We start from the raw sequence: 18,564 nt of genomic DNA, 5'->3' as shown, positions 1-18,564 counted from the left end.
ACCCTTGGGCTAGACCCCGCCGCGAGATCACGACCGCGAAGGACCGCCGCGATGGCCAAGACCCGCAAGCAGCCTCGCCCCAGGGCCGAAACGCCCAAGGGGTTCCGCGACTATTTCGGCGCCGATGTCGGTCAGCGCGCCGACATGCTGGGCCGGATTGCCGGGGTCTATCACCGGTACGGGTTCGAGGCGCTGGAAAGCAGCGCGGTGGAAACCGTCGAGGCGCTGGGTAAGTTCCTGCCCGACGTGGATCGCCCCAACGAAGGCGTGTTTGCCTGGCAGGAGGAAGACGGCGGCTGGCTGGCGCTGCGCTATGACCTGACCGCGCCGCTGGCGCGCGTCTATGCCCAGCACCGCAACGAATTGCCGACGCCGTATCGCCGGTTCGCCATGGGGCCGGTCTGGCGCAACGAGAAACCGGGTCCGGGGCGGTATCGCCAGTTCTATCAATGCGATGCCGATACCGTGGGCAGCGCGTCTATGGCCGCCGACGCGGAAATCTGCGCGATGCTGGCCGACACGCTCGAAGCGGTCGGCATCCCGCGCGGCGATTACCTTATCCGGGTCAATAACCGCAAGGTTCTGAACGGGGTGCTGGAGGTTGCTGGGGTGCTGAATCCATCCGATCCCGAAGAGTTTGCTCGTGAACGCGGTATTGTCCTGCGCGCGATCGACAAACTCGATCGGCTAGGTGCCAATGGCGTGCGTTTGCTTTTGGGCGAAGGGCGCAAGGATGACAGCGGCGATTTCACAGAAGGGGCGAGATTGAGTGGCGCCCAAATCGAAACAATTATGAAGTTCGTCAATGCGAAAGATGCCGTTGCTCGTCAGTTTGCCACCGAAGCCGTTGAGCTAGATAGGGATGATCCAATTGGGGCGGTTTCTGCTTTGGCATCGTCAACTGCAGCGGAATCTGGGTCGTGGGAATATCTTAGACCCCGTTCGGCGGAGATGGGCAGATGGAATAAGGCTGTCGTCGTTCATTTGCGAGATCTGGTGCATAACTCGACCATCGGTGCCGAAGGCGTGGACGAACTGGAACAGATCGCCACGCTACTTGATGCCCAGGGCTATGGCCCCGACCGGATCGTGATAGACCCTTCGGTGGTGCGTGGCCTGGGCTATTATACCGGCCCGGTCTACGAGGCGGAACTGACCTTTGAAATCCTCGACGACAAGGGCCGCAAGCGGCAGTTCGGCTCGGTCGCGGGGGGCGGGCGCTATGACGACCTGGTCAAACGCTTCACCGGTCAGGCCGTGCCCGCCACCGGTGTGTCGATCGGGGTCGACCGGCTGCTCGCCGCGCTGCGTGAAAAGGGCCGCACGGGGACGGCCGAACGCGGCCCGGTGGTGGTCACGGTGATGGACCGCGACCGCATGGCCGATTACCAGGCGATGGTGGCGGAGCTGCGCAATGCCGGCATCCGCGCCGAGGTCTATCTGGGCAATCCGAAGAATTTCGGCAACCAGCTCAAATATGCCGACCGCAGGGGCAGCCCGGCGGCGGTGATCGAGGGGGCCGACGAAAAGGCGCGCGGCGTGGTGCAGGTCAAGGATCTGGTGCTGGGCGCCCGGATCGCCGAAAACGCCACGCTGGAGGAATGGAAGGAACGCCCGAGCCAGGTCGAGGTGCCGCGCGGCGACCTGGTCGAGACGCTGCAAGAGATGCTCGCCAGCCAGGACCAGGCCTGATGCCGGATCGTGCCGATGTCATGGCCCGGGCATCCGAGCTGCGGGCCCGGTTCGAGAAGGCCGGCGCGCAGCCGGTCGAAACCCCGGTGCTGCAACCGGCCGAGACGTTGCTGGATCTCTACGGCGAAGACATCCGGGCGCGGGCCTATGTCACCTCGGACGCGCTGCGCGGCGAACAGATGCTGCGCCCCGATTTCACCGTGCCGGTGGTGCAGATGCACATGGCCAACGGGGCCGAACCCGCCCGCTATACCTATGCGGGCGAGGTGTTCCGGCGCCAGGAACACGACCCCGACCGCGCCAACGAGTATTTCCAGGTCGGCTACGAGGTGTTCGACCGCACCGATCCCGCCGGTGCCGATGCCGAGGTGTTCGCGCTGATCGCCGAAACCCTGTCCGGGCTGGAGCTGACGCCGGTCACCGGCGATATCGGCATCCTGATGGCGGCGGTGGGCGGCCTGTCCACCACCGACCGGCGCAAGGCGGCGCTGCGCCGCCATATCTGGCGGCCGCGCCGGTTCCGGGCGCTGCTCGACCGGTTCGCGGGCCATGCGCCGGTGCCGCCCAGCCGCACCGCCCTGCTGGCCGCCGCCGACCCGATCGCCGGGGCCGGTCCCGATATCGGCAAGCGCAGCCTGTCCGAAGTGGCAGAACGCATCGCCGCCCTGCGCGAGGACGCCGCGGTGCCGCCGCTGTCCGAAACCGAGCTGAGCGCGCTCGAAGCCTTGCTGTCGGTTCGCGAAACCCTGCCTTTCGCGCTGGAACAGCTGCGCGACGTGGCGGTGGACCTGCCCGCGATCACGCCCGCGCTGGACCGGCTCGAGGCGCGGATCGAGGCGCTGGCCGCGCGTGGCGTCGATGTGCGGAACCTCGGCTTCGAGGCCAGCCATGGCCGCAGTTCGATGGAATATTACGACGGTTTCGTGTTCGGGTTCCTCGCCACGTCGCGCCCCGATCTGCCGCCGGTGGCCACCGGCGGGCGCTATGACGCGCTGACCCGGCGGCTGGGCGATGGCGGTGAAATCCCGGCAGTGGGCGGGGTGCTGCGCCCGGGGGTGATGCTGGAACTGGAAGAGGCCGCGCGATGACCCTGAAACTGGGCGTGCCGTCCAAGGGACGGCTGATGGACAAGACCTTCCAGTGGTTCGACAAGCGCGGCATCGCGCTGTCGCGGGTGGGGTCCGACCGGGAATATGCGGGCCGTGTCGACGGGATCGACGGGATCGCGCTGGTGCTGCTGTCGGCGGGCGAGATCCCGCGCGAACTGGCCGCCGGGCGGCTGCATCTGGGCGTGACCGGCACCGACCTGGTGCATGAAAAGCTGCCGCTCTGGCAATCGCAGGTAGAAGAGATCGAACCGCTGGGGTTCGGCGGGGCCGACCTGGTGCTGGCGGTGCCGCGCGCCTGGGTCGACGTGGATACACTCGACGATCTCGACGGCGCGGCGGCGGCGTTCCGGGCCCGGCACGGCCATCCGTTGCGGATCGCGACCAAGTATCACCGGCTGGTGCGCGAATTCCTGCGCGATGCCGGGGTCGCCGATTATGCGCTGGTCGACAGCCAGGGCGCGACCGAGGGTACCGTCAAGAACGAAACCGCCGAGGCGATCGCCGACATCACCTCGACCGGGGAAACACTGCGCGCCAACCACCTCAAGATCCTGGGCGACGGGCTGATCCTGCGGTCGCAGGCGACGTTGTGGCGCAGCCGCGTGGCGGTGCAGGATACCGGCGACAAGGCGGTGCTGAAGGCCCTGCAGGCGCGATTGGCGTGAAGCCCGCTTTTCACCGCGCCCGCGCCCCTGTATGAGGGGCCGGACCAACGGAGCCGCCAGCATGAACCAGATCGCCCCCCAGCCCGGCATCATGGACATTGCCCTCTACCAGGGCGGTGCCGCGCATTTGCCGGGCATGGCCAACGTGGTCAAGCTGAGCTCGAATGAGAACCCGTTCGGCCCAAGCCCGCACGCGATTGCGGCGGCACAGGCGGCCCTTGCCGGGATGCACCGCTATCCCCCGACCGACCACGCCGCCCTGCGCGCGGCGATCGGCGCGGCGCATGGGCTGGACCCGGAGCGGATCATCTGCGGCGTCGGCAGCGACGAGATCATCACGTTCCTCTGCCAAGCCTATGCCGGTCCGGGCGACGAGGTGATCCACACCGAACACGGGTTCTCGATGTATCGCATCAGCACGCTGGCCGCCGGTGCCACGCCCGTCGAGGTGCCGGAACGGGACCGGGTGGTGGACGTCGACGCGATCCTGTCAGGATGCACCGACCGCACGCGGCTGGTGTTCATCGCCAACCCCGCCAACCCCACCGGCACCATGCTGGGCGGGGCCGAACTGGCGCGGCTGGCCGACGGGCTGCCCGGGCGGGTGATCCTGGTGCTGGATGGCGCCTATGCGGAATTCGTCGACGGGTTCGACGGTGGCGCGGGGCTGGCCGGAACCCGGCCCAATGTCGTGATGACGCGGACCTTTTCCAAGCTCTACGGGCTGGGCGGGATGCGGATCGGCTGGGGCTATGGCCCCGCTGCCGTCATCGACGTGCTGAACCGGGTGCGCGGACCGTTCAACCTGTCCGCCCCGGCGCTGGCGGCGGCCGAGGCGGCGATCCGCGATACCGACCATGCCGGACGCTGCCGCGCCGAAAATGCCCGGCTGCGGGTCTGGCTGGCCGACGCGCTGGCGGCGGCGGGCGTGCCGTCCGATACCTCCTGCACCAATTTCATTCTGGCCCGGTTCGCCTCGCGTGCCGAGGCCGAGGCATGCGACGCCCACCTGCAATCCCGCGGGCTGATCGTGCGCCGGGTGGCCGGCTACGGGCTGCCCGCGGCGCTGCGCATCACCGTGGGTGACGAAGCCGCCTGCCGCCGGGTTGCCGCCGCCGTGGCCGAGTTCAAGGCCGCAGCCGCATGACCGCGCCGATCTATGACCGTGTTGCCCTGATCGGGCTGGGCCTGATCGCATCGTCGATGTTCTGGGCCATGAAACGCGCGGGGCTTGCCGGCGAGGTGACCGGCTATGCGCGCAGCGCCGAAACCCGCGATACCGCGCGGCGCATCGGCCTGTGCGACCGGGTCTGCGACAGTGCGTCCGAGGCCGTCGCCGATGCCGACCTGGTGGTGCTGGCGGTGCCGGTGGGCGCGATGGCGGCGGTCGCCGCCGAGATCGCGCCGCATCTGAAACCCGGTGCCACCGTGACCGATGTCGGGTCGGTCAAGCAGAGCGTGATCGACAGTGTCGGCCCGCATATCCCCGAGGGCGTGTTCTTTGTCCCCGGCCACCCGCTGGCCGGGACCGAACATTCCGGGCCGGAAAGCGGTTTTGCCGAACTGTTCGACAATCGCTGGACGCTGCTGGTTCCGCTGCCCGACACCGCGCCAGAGCCGGTGGCGCGGCTGCGCGGATTGTGGGAAGGCATGGGCGCGCATGTGGATGAAATGGACCCGGCCCACCATGATCTGGTGCTGGCGGTGACCAGCCACACGCCGCACCTGATCGCCTATACGATGGTTGGCGTGGCCGACGACCTGCGCCGGGTCACCGACAGCGAGGTGATCAAGTATTCCGCCGCCGGTTTCCGCGACTTCACCCGGATCGCGGCGTCGGACCCGACCATGTGGCGCGACGTGTTCCTGACCAACAAGGCGGCGACGCTGGAGATCCTCGGCCGGTTCACCGAAGAGCTGTTTGCCCTGCAACGGGCGATCCGCACCGGCGACGGCGACCAACTGTTCGACTATTTCACCCATACCCGCGCCATCCGCCGAGGCATCATCGAGGCGGGGCAGGATACCGACGCGCCGGATTTCGGCCGGGTCAAGGCCGGATCATGATCGGGCGCGGGGCGGCGATCACGGCGGTGCTGGTGCTCTGGGCCGGGCTGACCGCCGCCGCTGCACCCGACAGGTCGCCTCGCCCGGCGGGCCGGCCAGCCGAGCCGCAGGTCGCCCGCGCGGTGGTGGCAGCGATTGCACCGGTGCGGCCCCATGCTCGGCCGGGCATGACCGGGCCGGTGATGGTGCCGGTGCCGGTGCAACCCGCACGGCTGCGCCCGCATGCGCGCCCGGTATCCGAACAGGTGACCCTGGCCGCCGCCCGGTCGGCAACGCCGCTGCTGGGACCGGCCGACAGCCTGCGGCCCCATATCCGCCCCGGCGACCTCGAGCATCGCGTCATGGCCCGCCGCCGCGCCCGCGCCAAGGGGGCGGTCTGCGGCGACCCCGACATCCAGGGCGAGGCGGTCGGCCGCGTTCCGGGGCGGATCAGGGGCTGCGGCATCCCGGATGCGGTCAAGGTCACGTCGGTATCGGGCGTGCGCCTGTCGCAGCCGTCGCTGATGAACTGCACCACGGCACAGGCGTTCAAGAATTGGATGGACCACGGGATAAAGCCGGCTTTCCGCCGCCGCGGCCCGGTGGTCGAACTGAAGGTCGCGGCGCATTATGCCTGCCGCACCCGAAACAGCCGCAAGGGCGCGCGGATTTCGGAGCATGGCAAGGGCAACGCCATCGACATTTCCGCCTTCACGATGATGGATGGCGAGGTGATCACCGTGCTCAGGGGCTGGGGGCAGGGCACCACGCTCAAGCCGCTGCGCAACGTGTGGAAATCCGCCTGCGGGCCGTTCGGCACCGTGCTGGGGCCGGGATCGGACGGCTATCACCGCGACCATATCCATGTCGACACCGCCCGCTACCGGAACGGCACCTACTGCCGCTAGCCGGACCGTGCAATCAGCCCGGCGCCGGGGACAGGACCGCTCCCAGCGCCATGTCGGCGACCTGCTCGGCGATCCCGTTCCGCTCGGCCTCGGTTTCGTCCGGGCGTGGGTGATACCAGAAAACCGGGGCATTCAGCATCATCAGCACCGAATTGAGCGTGATCGACAGGTTCTGTCGCCGCATGGACCCGTCTTCCATGCCCTGGGCCAGCACCTCGCGGAACATGGCGGCATAGGCATCGGTCATCTGGATCAGGTCGTCCAGGAACGCGCGTTCGGTCCCGCTGGCGCCCGAGGTCGACCCGCCCATATAGGTCTGCACCACCACCCGGTGATAGGGCCGGTTGCACATCATCGCCAGCACATGGGCGCGGGCCATCCTGCGCAGCCGGTCGCCGGGCGGGCCGGGAGCATGGAACCCCGGCGCGACCGCCATGTGCATCAGGCGGACGGAATATTTGCAGACCTCGGTCTGCAACTCGGCCTTGGACCCGAAATGGTAATAGATCTTGCCCTTGGTGGCGCCGAGTTCGGCGGCGATCTGATCGAGCGAGGTCGCCGAAACGCCACCGGCCGCAAACAACGTGGCCGCCGCCCGAAGTATCTCGCAGCGAACATCCGCAGAGGCCGGTGTCGTCATGGAAGGTCCCTTGTCCGTCATCCTGCCCAGATTAGCATGGTTTGCCGGAATATTCTCGTTTGGGGGGAATTTTGGAAAAGAATTCCCCGTCAGGTGGTTTTCAGCTGGCGAACAGGGGATTCTGCGTGCGCCGCCTGGCCGATGGCGCGCCCGCGCATGAGGCGATCATCGGGCCCCGCCCGCCATCGGTGACCCTCCGTCACGGCATCGCGGCGGCGATTGGGGTTTGTGATAGCCGGTTCGTCGCGTATCCCTAGACGGCAGGGGCTTTCCGGTGCCGCGCAGGGCCGGAGGAGAGGGCCGGAGGAGGAAGGCGGCGACGGATGAAGACGGTCCGAATCGGCGGAGCGAGCGGTTTCTGGGGTGACGCGGCACTGGCGACGCCGCAATTGCTGGCGGCGGGCGGTCTCGATTTCATCGTCTATGACTACCTCGCCGAAATCACCATGGCGATCCTGGCGCGGGCACGGGCCGGGGATGCGGCGGCGGGCTATGCCGGGGATTTCGTCACCGCCGCGATGGCGCCGAACCTGGGCGAAATCGCGCGGCAGGGCGTGCGGATCGTGTCCAACGCGGGCGGCGTCAATCCCGAAGGCTGCGCGGCCGCGCTGCGGGCCGAGATCGGCAAGCGCGGCCTGCCGCTGAAGGTGGCGGTGGTCACCGGCGACGACCTGATGGGGCGGCTGGACGAACTGGCGCGCGCCGCGCCGGCCGAGATGTTTCTGGGCACCCCCTTTCCGCCGGTCGACAAGGTGGGCAGCGTCAACGCCTATCTCGGCGCGTTTCCGATCGCGGCGGCGCTGGATCGCGGGGCGGATATCGTCATCACCGGGCGCTGCGTGGACAGCGCGGTGACGCTGGGCGCCTGCATTCATGCCTTTGGCTGGACACCGGACGGGTTCGACGCGCTGGCGGGGGGCAGCCTGGCCGGGCATATCCTGGAATGCGGCCCGCAGGCGACGGGCGGCAATTTCACCGACTGGGAACAGGTCGCCGACGGCCTCGCCACGATCGGCTACCCGATTGCCGAGATTGGCCCGGACGGCGCCTTTGAGGTGACCAAGCCCGGCGGGACCGGCGGGCTGGTGTCGCGGGGAACCGTGGCCGAACAGATGCTCTATGAGACCGGCGATCCGCAGGCCTATGTGCTGCCCGATGTGATCTGCGACTTTTCGGGCGTCCAGATTGCCGAAACCGGCCCGGTCCGCGTGCGTGTGAGCGGCGCGCGGGGCAGGGGGGCGCCCGCTACGCTGAAATGTTGCGTGACCTGGGAAAACGGCTATCGCGGCGGGCAGCTGTTCAGCTTCTACGGGATCGACGCCGAGGCCAAGGCGGGTGCCTTTGCCGAGGCCGCGCTGGTCCGCGCCCGCAGCGTGCTGCGCGGCATGAACCAGCCCGATTTCACCGAAACCAGCGTCGAGATCATCGGCGCGGAATCGCAGTTCGGTGCGCAGCGGCACTCCGGCCCCGCGCGCGAGGTCGCCGCCAAGATCGCGGTCAGGCACCCGGACCCGCGCGGCGTGGGCGTGTTCCTGAAAGAGGTCACCGGGCTGGGGCTGGCGGCGGCGCCGGGCCTGTCGGGGTTTGCCGGTACGCGGCCCCGTCCGACGCCGGTCATGGCGCTCTATTCCTTCCTGTTGCCACGGGAAGAGGTGCCGGCCACGGTCAGCGACGAGACCGGCAGCGTGGTGGTGGCCCCGCTGCCCGGCACCGAGGGCGTCCCGGCGGTGCCGCCCCCACCTCCTCCGGCGCCTGCCGTGACGGACGATGCCGTCGAGGTGCCGCTCCTGCGGCTGGCCTTCGCGCGGTCGGGGGACAAGGGCGACAACGCCAATATCGGCGTGATCGCGCGCCGCCCGGAATTCCTGCCATTCATCTGGCAGGCGCTGGACGATGCCGCGCTGCAAGCGGTGTTCGGGCATTTCGGCCCTGCGCGGTCCGAGAAATTCCTGCTGCCCGGCAGTCATTCCATCAATATCCTGCTGCACAATGTGCTGGGCGGCGGCGGCACCTCGTCGCTGCGCAACGATCCGCAGGCCAAGGGATATGCGCAGTTGCTGCTCTGTGCGCCGGTGCGGATCGACCGGCGGGTTCTGGGAGATACGCGATGACCTTCCGCTCGAAGCTCGTCACCTCCGGCGAAAGCTATGACGGCGACCGCGCCGCGATGCTGGCGCTGGTCGACCGGATGCGTGCGCTCGAGGCGCGTGCCGCCGCGAAATCGGAAGAACGCCGGCCGGTGTTCGACAGGCGCGGCCAGCTGTCGCCGCGCGAACGGCTGGCGGCGCTGCTCGATCCCGGAATGCCGTTTCTCGAACTCTACAACATGGCGTCCTGCCTGGTGGATGATCCCGACCCGGACACCACCGTGCCCGGTGCCTCGGCCATCATCGGGATCGGCTTCGTGTCGGGGGTGCGCTGTCTCGTCTTCATCGACGATTCCGGTATAAATGCCGGGTCCTCGACCGCGATGACGGTGGAAAAGGCGCTGGGCGGGCTGGCGGTGGCGCTGAAGCAGAAACTGCCCTTTGTCCATTGTGTCGAAAGCGCGGGCGCGAACCTGATGACCTACACGGTCGAACTCTGGGCGCGGGGCGGCGGGCTGTTCGGCGGGCTGGCCAAACTGTCGGCCCGCGGAATTCCGGTGATCACGGTCCTGCACGGCGCGTCGACCGCGGGCGGGGCTTATCAGCCGGGGCTGTCGGACTATGTGATCGGGGTCAAGGGCAACGGCATGGCGATGCTGGCCGGCGCGGCGCTGGTCAAGGCGGCGACCGGAGAGATCAGCGACGACACCACTCTGGGCGGGGCCGAGATGCACGCCTCGACCACCGGGCTGGTGGAATACCTGGCCGAGGATGACGCCCACGGGCTGGAAATCGCCCGCGCGGTGATCGCGGGCCTGAACTGGAACGATCATGCGCAGGTGACGCGCCGCGCCCATGCCGAACCAGTGCTGTCGCCCGACGAGATCGCCGGGCTGGTGCCGGTCGATTACCGCAAACCCTATGACATGCGCGAACTGGCGGCGCGGATCGTCGATGGCTCGGTGCTGCGGGATTTCAAACCCGGCTACGGCGCCGCGACCGTCTGCCTGCAGGCGTCGATCTACGGGCAGGCGGTGGGGATCATCGGCAACAACGGCCCGATCAACCCGGACGGCGCCACCAAGGCGACGCAGTTCCTGCAACTGATGGACCAGGCCGGCAGCCCGGTCGTGTTCCTGAACAACACCACCGGGTTCATGGTCGGGGCCGATTACGAACAGGCGGGCATGATCAAGCACGGCTCCAAGATGATCCAGGCGGTGCAGAACCTGCGCAGCCCCAAGATCAGCCTCTATGTCGGGGCTAGTTTCGGTGCCGGCAATTACGGCATGTGCGGCTATGCGTTCGAACCGGATTTCCTGTTCACCTGGCCCAATGCCCGGACCGGGGTGATGGGCGGCGAACAGGCGGCGACCACGATGGAAGAGGTCGCCCGGCGCACCGCCGAACGCAAGGGGCGGCCGGTGGACGAGGCGCGGCTGGCCGAACAGCGCGCCCGTATCACCGCCCATTTCGATCGCCAGTCGGATGCCTTCCACACCTCGGGGCGGCTGATGGACCAGGGCATGATCGACCCGCGCGACAGCCGCCGGGTGATCGGGTTCTGCCTGCAGACCTGCGCCGAGGCCCGCGCGCGCCGCCTGCGGCCCAACACTTTCGGGGTGGCGCGGCCATGACCGGTGATTTTTCCTCTGTCCTCGTCGCCAACCGGGGCGAGATCGCGTTGCGGATCATGCGGACCGCGCGGGCCGAGGGGCTGGCCTGCATCGCGGTCCATACCGATGCAGACGCCGCCGCGCCGCATGTCCGGTTTGCCGATCATGCGGTGAATATCGGCGCGGGGCCGGTCGCCGACAGCTATCTGGATGCGGACAAGGTGCTGCAGGCGGCACGGCAGTCCGGCGCGCAGGCCGTCCACCCCGGCTATGGGTTCCTGTCCGAGAATGCCGGCTTTGCCGCCGCCTGTGAAGCGGCCGGGCTGGTCTTCATCGGGCCACCCGCCAGCGCGATCGAACTGATGGGCGACAAGGCCGCCGCCAAACGCGCGATGACCGCCGCCGGCGTGCCCTGCGTGCCGGGCTATCACGGCGCGGATCAGGATGTCGCCACATTGACCGAGGAAGCCGCCCGGATGGGGTTTCCGGTGATGATCAAGGCCGCGGCCGGGGGCGGCGGGCGCGGGATGCGGCTGGTGGCCGAGGCGCGCGGTTTCGCCGATGCGCTGGCGCTGGCCCGGTCCGAGGCGATGGCGGCTTTCGGCTCGGACGAGGTGATCCTGGAACAGGCGGTGACCCGCCCCCGCCATGTCGAGATACAGGTCTTTGCGGATGCCCATGGCGCGGTGGTGCATCTGGGCGAACGCGACTGTTCGGTGCAGCGCCGCCACCAGAAGGTGATCGAGGAGGCCCCCTGTCCGGTGATGACGCCCGATCTGCGCGCGGCGATGGGCGCGGCGGCGGTTGCGGCGGCCGGGGCGATCGGCTATCGCGGCGCCGGAACGGTCGAGTTCCTGCTGGACGACAGCGGGGCGTTTCATTTCCTGGAAATGAACACCCGGCTGCAGGTGGAACATCCCGTCACCGAGATGGTCACGGGCCGCGACCTGGTCGCGCTGCAGTTCGCCGTGGCGCGTGGCGAGCGCTTGGGTTTTGCGCAGGAGGACGTGTCGCTGACCGGCCATGCCATCGAGGCGCGGCTCTATGCCGAGGACCCCGGCAACGGCTTCCTGCCCTCCGCCGGGCCGGTCCACCGCTGGCGGCCGGCCACCGGCGCTGGCATCCGCGTTGATGCGGGTATCGCCGAGGGGCAGGCGGTGTCGTCGTATTATGACCCGATGCTGGCCAAGATCGTCGCCCATGGCGCGACCCGCGACGAGGCCCGCCGCCGGTTGATCGCGGCGCTGCGCGACACCGTGCTGTTCGGCCCGGAGACGAACCGCGATTTCCTGATCGAGGCGCTCGGCAAACCCGCCTTCGCCGCGGGCGAGGCAACCACCGCCTTTGTCGGCGAGGCGTTCGGAGAGGCGACCGCGCCCGTGTCCGACTTCGCCGATATCGCCGCCGTCGCCGCGATGATCCACGGCGACGACACGCGCCGCGCGCTGGACCGGGCGGTGATCGTTTCGCCCGAACTGGCCGGTTGGGGCAGCCCCGGCGCCCTGCACAGCCGCCTGCGCCTGACCGATGGCGATGCCCGTCACGTTCTGACGATCACCCGCGGCGCGGACGGTGCTCTGACGATCGGCGACGGGGACCGCAGCGCGCGTGTCACCGCCGATCCGCTGCGGGTGGATGGCCGTCGCGTCGACCTGCGCGGGTTTCACCGCGAGGGCGATGACGTGTTTTTGGCCACCGGCGCGCGGGCGATGCGGTTCGCAATCGAGCGGGCCGGCGACATCGCCCGTGCCGGTGGCGGCGGCACCGTGACCGCGCCGATGCACGGGAACCTGTTGCAGGTCCTGGTCAGGGACGGGGACAGCGTGCAGGCCGGCGACCGGCTGGCAGTGCTCGAAGCGATGAAGATGCAGCATGAACTGATCGCCGAGGTGGCGGGCCGGGTGCGGTTTGCCGCCGCCCCGGCGCAGGTGCAGGCCGGCGATGTGCTGGTCGAGATCGAAACGGAGGACCCGTGATGCAGCAGGCCGAGGATTTCCGCGCCGAGGTCGAAACCCTCGCCGCGCTGCTGGAGCCGCTGGCCGAGGACGGGTTTGCCACGCCCACCCTGTTCAAGGGCTGGACCATCGACGACGTGATCGGGCATCTGCACATGTTCGACCATGCGGCCCTGCTGACGCTGCAAAGCGATGCGGCCTTTGCCAGTTTCTTTGGCCGCATCGCCGCCGGGCTGGCGCAGGGCCGGACGTTGCTGGAAACGCAGTATCCCTGGCTCGACGGGCTGCGCGGGCGGGCATTGTTCGACCGCTGGCGCACCACCGCCCACGCGGTCGCGGATGCCTATGGCGCGACCGACCCGAAACGGCGGGTGAAATGGGCCGGGCCCGAGATGTCGGCGCTGTCCAGCATCACCGCGCGGCAGATGGAAACCTGGGCGCACGGGCAGGAGGTGTTCGACGCGCTGGGCGCCGACCGGCAGGAAACCGACCGCATCCGCAACATCTGCCACCTGGGCGTGTCCACCTATGGCTGGACCTTTGCCAATCGCAATCTCGGGGCGCCGCAGCCCGCGCCGTTTGTCCGCCTGACCGGCCCGTCGGGTGCGGTCTGGACCTGGAACGATCCGCAGGACGAAAACGCCGTGATCGGCGCCGCGGTCGATTTTGCGCGGGTGGTGGCGCAGACACGCAACATCGCCGACACCCCGCTGGTCACGCGCGGCCGCGCCGCCGCCGACTGGATGGCGATTGCCCAGTGCTTTGCCGGTGCGCCCGAGGACCCGCCGCCGCCGGGAGCCCGTCACAAGGCCTGATCGCGGTCAGTGCAGGGTCAGGCGCGGCGCCGGGCCGAGCGGCAGGATGCCGAGCCAGACATTGCCGCCCCTGAGCGTCAGCTGCACGTCGAGCGAGTCCGATCCGCCGCTGATCCCGGCCATCAGTTCGAGCACCGATTCCACCGCCCGCCGCGCCTCGGTCGACAGGCCGCCGCCATGTTCGGCCACGCTCAGCATCTCGCGCCAGTTTTCCGCCTTGAGCGCCACCTTGCCGGTCGGCACGCCCGCCTCGTCCACGGTGACGTTGCCGGCGAGCTTGATCCGCAGCGGACCCCAGCGCAGTTCGGCCAGCGCCAGATCGACCACGCGCGGCTGCGGGCGGCTGAGTTCCAGCGCGGAGCGGTCCCACGGGCGGTCGAAGGTCACGGCCATGTCCAGCGCCAGCGTCTCGAACCCTTCGGGCAGCGTCGAGCTGCCGGCCTTGCGCACATGTTCGCCGGGGGTGAACCCGTCGGCCTGCGCGGTGATCGCGTAGCGCGCGGGATCGTCCTGCTGGACCATCGCCATGGTGATCGCATCCGCGCGCATCAGCACGCCCGCAGGGCCGGCCACCAGCCAGGGGCCGGCGGTCAGCCCCATGCGCTCCAGTTGCAGCGCCAGGCCCGGATGCAGTTTCAGGTCGGCGCGCATGTCCTGCGCTTCGAGCTGCACCGTCTGGTCGAGATAGGACAGCAGCTGCGGCGAGGGTGGGAAATTCACGACCATGTCGCCCGGCCAGATCGCCGGCGAATCGAACTCCAGCCATTCCGCGCTCCAGGCGGTGCCGGTGGCCGGGTCGGCCAGCGCGGGGCTTTGCAGGGTCGTGACATGGCGCAGCGGATAGCCGGTCGTGCCGATCTCGGCATAATCCGCCTGCCAGCCGCGCTCTTCCTGGGCCGCGAACCAGCCGCGCAGGCCTTCGCGGATGCCGTGGCCCGACAGATACCACCAGCCCGACCACGCCAGGCCCAGCACCACCACGATCCGCAGCACCCATCGCATCGCCGCTTCCCCTTTTCCTGCTTCGGCCTTTGGTGTTTACAGGCGTGAAACGACGAGGACCAGCGACATGACGATGTGGGTGTTCGGTTACGGATCGCTCTTGTGGAACCCCGGATTCGAGGTGGCCGAAAGCCGGGTGGGCACCCTGCATGGCTGGGCGCGGTCCTTCTGCATGTCGTCGATACATCACCGGGGCACCGAGGACGAACCGGGGCTGGTCCTGGCGCTGGACGCAGCCGAGGACGCCCATTGCCGGGGCATGGCGCTGGCGGTGGCGGCCGGGCGCGAAGAGGCGACCCTGGCCTACCTGCGCGAACGCGAACTGATTTCGTCGGCCTATCTCGAACGGCTGTTGCCGGTCGAACTGGCAACCGGCGAAACCGTCACCGCGGTCACCTATGTGATCGACCCGGACCATGTGCAATATTGTGGCGGGATGCCGCTGGAGGACCAGGCCCGGATCATCGCGCGGGCGCATGGCGGACGCGGACCGAACAGCGAGTATCTCCACAACACCGCCGATCACCTCGCCGAGATCGGCCTGCACGACCCCGACCTGGAATGGCTGGCGCGGCGGGTGCGGCAGCTCGTGGCATAAACCCTTGGCCCCCTGCCGGATTTCCCGGTAAGCTTGGCCGCAGAGCAGTCAAAGGTGTCAGGAATCCCGCGCATGGCGCAGCCAGACCGCAAAGCGCGGCCGCATTTTTCGCAGCCGGTCCGCCAGATCATCCTCATGCTGATCGCCCTCGGGCTGGCGTCGTTCGGGGCCTTCGTCGCGCTGCCGCGGGTGCGCCCGGTATTCGAGGCGAACCCCTATCTCAACGGGTTCATCCTGTTCGTGTTCGTGATCGGCGTGTTGGCCTGTTTCGTGCAGGTCACCCAGCTGATCGGGTCGGTGCGCTGGATCGAACGGTTCGCCGCCGGTGAACCCGAAGGCCCGCGCCGGCCGCCGCAACTGCTGGCGCCGCTGGCGTCGCTGCTGCGCGAACGCGGCGTCGACATGCGCATCTCGGCGACCTCGACCCGGTCGATCCTCGATTCGGTGACCACCCGCATCGACGAGATGCGCGAGATCACCCGCTACATCGTCAACCTGTTGATCTTCCTCGGGCTTCTGGGGACGTTCTACGGGCTGGCGACAACCGTTCCGGCGGTGGTGGACACCATCCGCAGCCTTGCCCCGCAGCAGGGCGAGGAAGGCATCGCCGTGTTCAACCGCCTGCTGACCGGGCTCGAGGAACAGCTCGGCGGCATGGGCGTGGCCTTTGCGTCGTCGCTGCTGGGGCTGGCCGGATCGCTGATCGTCGGGCTGCTGGAACTGTTCGCGGGGCATGGCCAGAACCGGTTCTACCGGGAACTCGAGGAATGGCTGTCGACCATCACCCGTGTCGGTTTCGCCAGTGGCGATGGCGACGAAGGCGCCGCCGGGGCCGGGGTCATGGGGCAGTTGGCCGACCAGATGGACCAGTTGCAGCACCTGGTCGGTCAGACCGAGGTAAGCCGAGCGGACATGGACCGGCGCATCGGGACGCTGGCCGACAATCTGGCCCGGATCGCCGACCGCATGGACCGCCCCGACAGCACCGCCGAGGCGCTCAACCGGGTCGCGGCCGGACAGGATATGCTGGTCGAGGCGCTGCGCAGCGAGGGGTTGGTAGACGGCATCGATGCCGAGAGCCGGATGCGGCTGCGGTCGATCGACACCCAGATGCAGGGCATCCGCGACGATCTGGCCACCGGGCGGCGCGAAAGCCTGGACGAGATCCGTGCCGGGGTAACCCGCCTGAGCGAACGGCTGGCACGGCCGCCGGAGGATGCCGCCCGAACGGTGGTCGCATCGCGGCCCGCGCGGCCCACGCGTCCGGGCGAACAGGGGGACGGCTGACCCATGGCCCTGTCCCGCCGCACCGGCCATCGGTTCCAGGCGTCGATCTGGCCCGGTTTCGTCGATGCGATGACCGGCCTGCTGCTGGTGCTGATGTTCGTGCTGACCATCTTCATGATGGTGCAGTTCGTGCTGCGCGAAACCATCACCGGCCAGCGGGCGCTGATAACCGGCCAGCAGGACGAGCTGTCATCCCTGTCCGCCGAGGTCGCGGCGCTGTCCGAGGCGCTGGGGCTGAAGGAGGTCGAGGCCGAGGCGCTGCAGAGCGAGGTTGGCACGCTCACCGCCACGCTGGGCGATGCCCGTGGCGACCTGGCCGCGGCGCAGGCGGCCATTGCGACATTGACCGCCGAACGCGACCGGCAGGCCGCCGAACTGGACACGGCCGCCGCGCGCATCACCGATTTCGAGGCGCAGGTTGCCGCGTTGCTGGCCGGTCAGGCCGGCGACCGGGCCGATCTCGCCACGCTGCGCGACCGCCAGGCCGACCTGCAGGCGGAACGCGACGGGTTGAGCCAGGCGCTGGCCGCGAGCCGCGACGAGATCGACGCGCAGACCGAGGCCGCCCGGCTGGCCGCCGCCCGGCGCGAGGCGCTCCAAGCGCTGGTCGCGGATCTGCGCGGGCGGCTCGATAACTCGCAGGCCGAGGCCGCGGGGCTCGGGCGCGACCTGCAGGACCTGCAGGCCCGCCTGTCCGAAGAAGAGGCGAACCGCCTGCTCGAGGCCGAGGCCGCGGCGGCGCTGCGCCAGCGGTTGCAGGCGGCCGACGCGGAACTGACCGCGATGACGCTCGCGCTCGAGGCCCGGCGCAAGGAGGCCGAGGATACGCTGACATTGCTGGCCGCCGCGCGCGCCGCACGGGAGGCTCTGGACGTGAAACTGGCCGACGCCCTTGCCCGGATCGAGGCGGCGCAGGCGCAGGCCAGCGACCGTGACGAACTGGCCGAACGGCTGACGCGGGTGCTGGCGCAGATGGATGCACAGCAGGCGCGCGAAGCCGAAACCGTTGCCGCGCTCGAGGCCGAACTGGACCGGCTGCGATCCGACACCGATACGCAGGCAAGCCGGGCGCGCGATGAATTGGCCGCGCTCCGGGCACGGGCGGAGGAGGACAAGGCGGCGCTTGCGACCGAGCTGGCGCAGGCCCGCGCCGCGCTGGCGGCGGGCGACGCGGACAAGGCCAGCGTCGAGGCGCGGCTGCTGGCGGCGCTCGATGAGCTGGAAAACGCGCAGGCACAGGCCAGCGAACAGGACCGGCTGCGCGCCCGGCTGATGGCGGCGCTGGCCGCGCAGGCCGAGGCCGAAGGCCGCGCCGAAGACCAGATGACGCTGGCCGAACAGCGGGCGGCGCTGCTGGACCAGGCCCGCGCGCAGCTGGCCGATGAGGAGGCCGGGAATGCCGAGGCGCAGCGCCGGACCGAGCTGCTGAACCAGCAGCTGGCGCAGCTGCGCGCGCAGCTCGGCAGCCTGCGGGCGCTGATCGACGACTACAAAGACCGCGACGCGGCGCAACAGGTGCAGCTGGAAACGCTGGGCGCCGACCTGAACACCGCGCTGGCCCGCGCCGCTTCGGAGGAACGCAAGCGGCGGATGCTGGAAGAAGCCGAGCGCCGTCGTCTGGCCGACGAGGCGCAGCGGCTGGAAGAGGAAACCCGGCGGCTGGAGGCCGAAGCAAAGACGTTGCAGCAATACCGGTCCGAGTTCTTTGGCCGGCTGCGTGCCGTGCTGGGCGACCGTGACGGCGTGCGGATCGAAGGCGACCGGTTCGTGTTTTCCTCCGAGGTTCTGTTCGACCCGGCCAGCGCCGACCTGTCGCCCGAGGGGCAGGAACAGATCGCCAATGTGGCGGGTATCCTGCACGCGGTGGCCGGCGACATTCCGCGCGGGATCGACTGGGTGATCCGCGTCGACGGCCACACCGACAATTCTCCGCTGGGCGGGCGCGGGCGGTATCGCGACAATTGGGAATTGTCGCAGGCGCGGGCGCTGTCGGTGGTGCGCTACATGGTCGATGACCTGGCGATCCCGCCTGACCGGCTCTCGGCCAACGGGTTCGGGGAGTTTCAGCCGATCAATCCCGCCGATACGCCCGAGGCCCGCGCCCAGAACCGCCGGATCGAACTGAAACTGACCGAGAAATAGGG

Annotated in this window: 15 protein-coding genes; 13 read left to right on the top strand and 2 right to left on the bottom strand. The window is 69.2% G+C overall.

All coding sequences use genetic code 11. The features are described 5' to 3' along the window. The first annotated feature begins 51 nt into the window (after positions 1-51). From hisS to C6Y53_RS03770, 6 genes are all read left to right on the top strand, one after another. Positions 52-1,692, top strand: a complete 1,641-nt coding sequence (hisS, locus tag C6Y53_RS03795; protein WP_106471208.1) for a histidine--tRNA ligase — start codon at positions 52-54, stop codon at positions 1,690-1,692. Continuing rightward, complete coding sequence (locus C6Y53_RS03790; RefSeq protein WP_106471207.1) at positions 1,692-2,780, top strand: ATP phosphoribosyltransferase regulatory subunit; 1,089 nt, start codon at positions 1,692-1,694, stop codon at positions 2,778-2,780. Before hisS ends, C6Y53_RS03790 begins: the two co-directional genes overlap by 1 nt. Then, the gene (hisG, locus tag C6Y53_RS03785; protein ID WP_106471206.1) at positions 2,777-3,466 is read left to right on the top strand and encodes an ATP phosphoribosyltransferase; all 690 of its coding nucleotides are present in this window, start codon (positions 2,777-2,779) and stop codon (positions 3,464-3,466) included. The genes C6Y53_RS03790 and hisG overlap by 4 nt, the downstream gene beginning before the upstream one ends. Before the next feature lie 61 nt (positions 3,467-3,527). Further along, a complete protein-coding gene (hisC, locus tag C6Y53_RS03780) occupies positions 3,528-4,613 on the top strand; it encodes a histidinol-phosphate transaminase (RefSeq protein ID WP_106471205.1) in 1,086 nt (361 codons plus the stop codon). Further along, positions 4,610-5,533 (top strand): prephenate/arogenate dehydrogenase family protein, encoded by a 924-nt coding sequence (locus tag C6Y53_RS03775; RefSeq protein WP_106471204.1) that lies wholly within the window; start codon positions 4,610-4,612, stop codon positions 5,531-5,533. The genes hisC and C6Y53_RS03775 overlap by 4 nt, the downstream gene beginning before the upstream one ends. After that, positions 5,530-6,420: an extensin-like domain-containing protein gene (locus C6Y53_RS03770; RefSeq protein ID WP_106471203.1), complete on the top strand. Its 891-nt coding sequence runs from the start codon at positions 5,530-5,532 to the stop codon at positions 6,418-6,420. Before C6Y53_RS03775 ends, C6Y53_RS03770 begins: the two co-directional genes overlap by 4 nt. A 13-nt stretch (positions 6,421-6,433) precedes the next feature. Here C6Y53_RS03770 and C6Y53_RS03765 read toward each other — a convergent pair whose 3' ends face one another. Continuing rightward, the gene (locus tag C6Y53_RS03765; protein WP_211299451.1) at positions 6,434-7,060 is read right to left on the bottom strand and encodes a TetR-type transcription factor C-terminal domain-containing protein; all 627 of its coding nucleotides are present in this window, start codon (positions 7,058-7,060) and stop codon (positions 6,434-6,436) included. A gap of 323 nt (positions 7,061-7,383) precedes the next feature. Between C6Y53_RS03765 and C6Y53_RS03760 the strand changes: the two genes are divergently transcribed. The 4 genes from C6Y53_RS03760 to C6Y53_RS03745 are packed head-to-tail and all read left to right on the top strand — an operon-like array spanning position 7,384 to position 13,533. After that, positions 7,384-9,171 (top strand): acyclic terpene utilization AtuA family protein, encoded by a 1,788-nt coding sequence (locus C6Y53_RS03760; RefSeq protein ID WP_106471201.1) that lies wholly within the window; start codon positions 7,384-7,386, stop codon positions 9,169-9,171. Further along, positions 9,168-10,784, top strand: coding sequence for an acyl-CoA carboxylase subunit beta (locus C6Y53_RS03755; protein WP_106471200.1), 1,617 nt, complete (start codon positions 9,168-9,170; stop codon positions 10,782-10,784). The genes C6Y53_RS03760 and C6Y53_RS03755 overlap by 4 nt, the downstream gene beginning before the upstream one ends. After that, the gene (locus C6Y53_RS03750; RefSeq protein ID WP_106471199.1) at positions 10,781-12,739 is read left to right on the top strand and encodes an acetyl/propionyl/methylcrotonyl-CoA carboxylase subunit alpha; all 1,959 of its coding nucleotides are present in this window, start codon (positions 10,781-10,783) and stop codon (positions 12,737-12,739) included. Before C6Y53_RS03755 ends, C6Y53_RS03750 begins: the two co-directional genes overlap by 4 nt. Continuing rightward, complete coding sequence (locus tag C6Y53_RS03745) at positions 12,739-13,533, top strand: TIGR03084 family metal-binding protein (RefSeq protein ID WP_106471198.1); 795 nt, start codon at positions 12,739-12,741, stop codon at positions 13,531-13,533. Before C6Y53_RS03750 ends, C6Y53_RS03745 begins: the two co-directional genes overlap by 1 nt. A gap of 6 nt (positions 13,534-13,539) precedes the next feature. Here the strand turns inward: C6Y53_RS03745 and C6Y53_RS03740 are convergent, their stop codons facing one another. Continuing rightward, positions 13,540-14,535, bottom strand: a complete 996-nt coding sequence (locus C6Y53_RS03740) for a DUF2125 domain-containing protein (RefSeq protein WP_106471197.1) — start codon at positions 14,533-14,535, stop codon at positions 13,540-13,542. Positions 14,536-14,602: 67 nt separating this feature from the next. Here C6Y53_RS03740 and C6Y53_RS03735 point away from each other — a divergent pair, with 67 nt between their 5' ends. The 3 genes from C6Y53_RS03735 to C6Y53_RS03725 all read left to right on the top strand — a co-directional run bounded on the left by C6Y53_RS03735 (position 14,603) and on the right by C6Y53_RS03725 (position 18,562). Next, entirely contained in the window at positions 14,603-15,133 is a 531-nt protein-coding gene (locus C6Y53_RS03735; protein ID WP_106471196.1) for a gamma-glutamylcyclotransferase, read from the top strand. Positions 15,134-15,205: 72 nt separating this feature from the next. Next, on the top strand, positions 15,206-16,420 hold the full coding sequence (locus C6Y53_RS03730) for a biopolymer transporter ExbB (protein WP_106471195.1): 1,215 nt from the start codon (positions 15,206-15,208) through the stop codon (positions 16,418-16,420). A 3-nt stretch (positions 16,421-16,423) separates the two neighbouring features. Then, the gene (locus tag C6Y53_RS03725) at positions 16,424-18,562 is read left to right on the top strand and encodes a peptidoglycan -binding protein (protein ID WP_106471194.1); all 2,139 of its coding nucleotides are present in this window, start codon (positions 16,424-16,426) and stop codon (positions 18,560-18,562) included. The last annotated feature ends 2 nt before the right edge of the window (positions 18,563-18,564 follow it).

The sequence above is a fragment of the Pukyongiella litopenaei genome (assembly GCF_003008555.2).
Classification (GTDB): domain Bacteria; phylum Pseudomonadota; class Alphaproteobacteria; order Rhodobacterales; family Rhodobacteraceae; genus Pukyongiella; species Pukyongiella litopenaei.
Note: the sequence above shows the minus strand (reverse complement) of the source record. Positions and strands in the feature narration are given on the sequence as shown.

Coding starts and splice junctions, on each gene's coding strand:
- hisS (WP_106471208.1), top strand. CDS start 52: ATGGCCAAGACCCGCAAGCAGCCTCGCCCCAGGGCCGAAACGCCCAAG.
- C6Y53_RS03790 (WP_106471207.1), top strand. CDS start 1,692: ATGCCGGATCGTGCCGATGTCATGGCCCGGGCATCCGAGCTGCGGGCC.
- hisG (WP_106471206.1), top strand. CDS start 2,777: ATGACCCTGAAACTGGGCGTGCCGTCCAAGGGACGGCTGATGGACAAG.
- hisC (WP_106471205.1), top strand. CDS start 3,528: ATGAACCAGATCGCCCCCCAGCCCGGCATCATGGACATTGCCCTCTAC.
- C6Y53_RS03775 (WP_106471204.1), top strand. CDS start 4,610: ATGACCGCGCCGATCTATGACCGTGTTGCCCTGATCGGGCTGGGCCTG.
- C6Y53_RS03770 (WP_106471203.1), top strand. CDS start 5,530: ATGATCGGGCGCGGGGCGGCGATCACGGCGGTGCTGGTGCTCTGGGCC.
- C6Y53_RS03765 (WP_211299451.1), bottom strand. CDS start 7,060: ATGACGACACCGGCCTCTGCGGATGTTCGCTGCGAGATACTTCGGGCG.
- C6Y53_RS03760 (WP_106471201.1), top strand. CDS start 7,384: ATGAAGACGGTCCGAATCGGCGGAGCGAGCGGTTTCTGGGGTGACGCG.
- C6Y53_RS03755 (WP_106471200.1), top strand. CDS start 9,168: ATGACCTTCCGCTCGAAGCTCGTCACCTCCGGCGAAAGCTATGACGGC.
- C6Y53_RS03750 (WP_106471199.1), top strand. CDS start 10,781: ATGACCGGTGATTTTTCCTCTGTCCTCGTCGCCAACCGGGGCGAGATC.
- C6Y53_RS03745 (WP_106471198.1), top strand. CDS start 12,739: ATGCAGCAGGCCGAGGATTTCCGCGCCGAGGTCGAAACCCTCGCCGCG.
- C6Y53_RS03740 (WP_106471197.1), bottom strand. CDS start 14,535: ATGCGATGGGTGCTGCGGATCGTGGTGGTGCTGGGCCTGGCGTGGTCG.
- C6Y53_RS03735 (WP_106471196.1), top strand. CDS start 14,603: ATGACGATGTGGGTGTTCGGTTACGGATCGCTCTTGTGGAACCCCGGA.
- C6Y53_RS03730 (WP_106471195.1), top strand. CDS start 15,206: ATGGCGCAGCCAGACCGCAAAGCGCGGCCGCATTTTTCGCAGCCGGTC.
- C6Y53_RS03725 (WP_106471194.1), top strand. CDS start 16,424: ATGGCCCTGTCCCGCCGCACCGGCCATCGGTTCCAGGCGTCGATCTGG.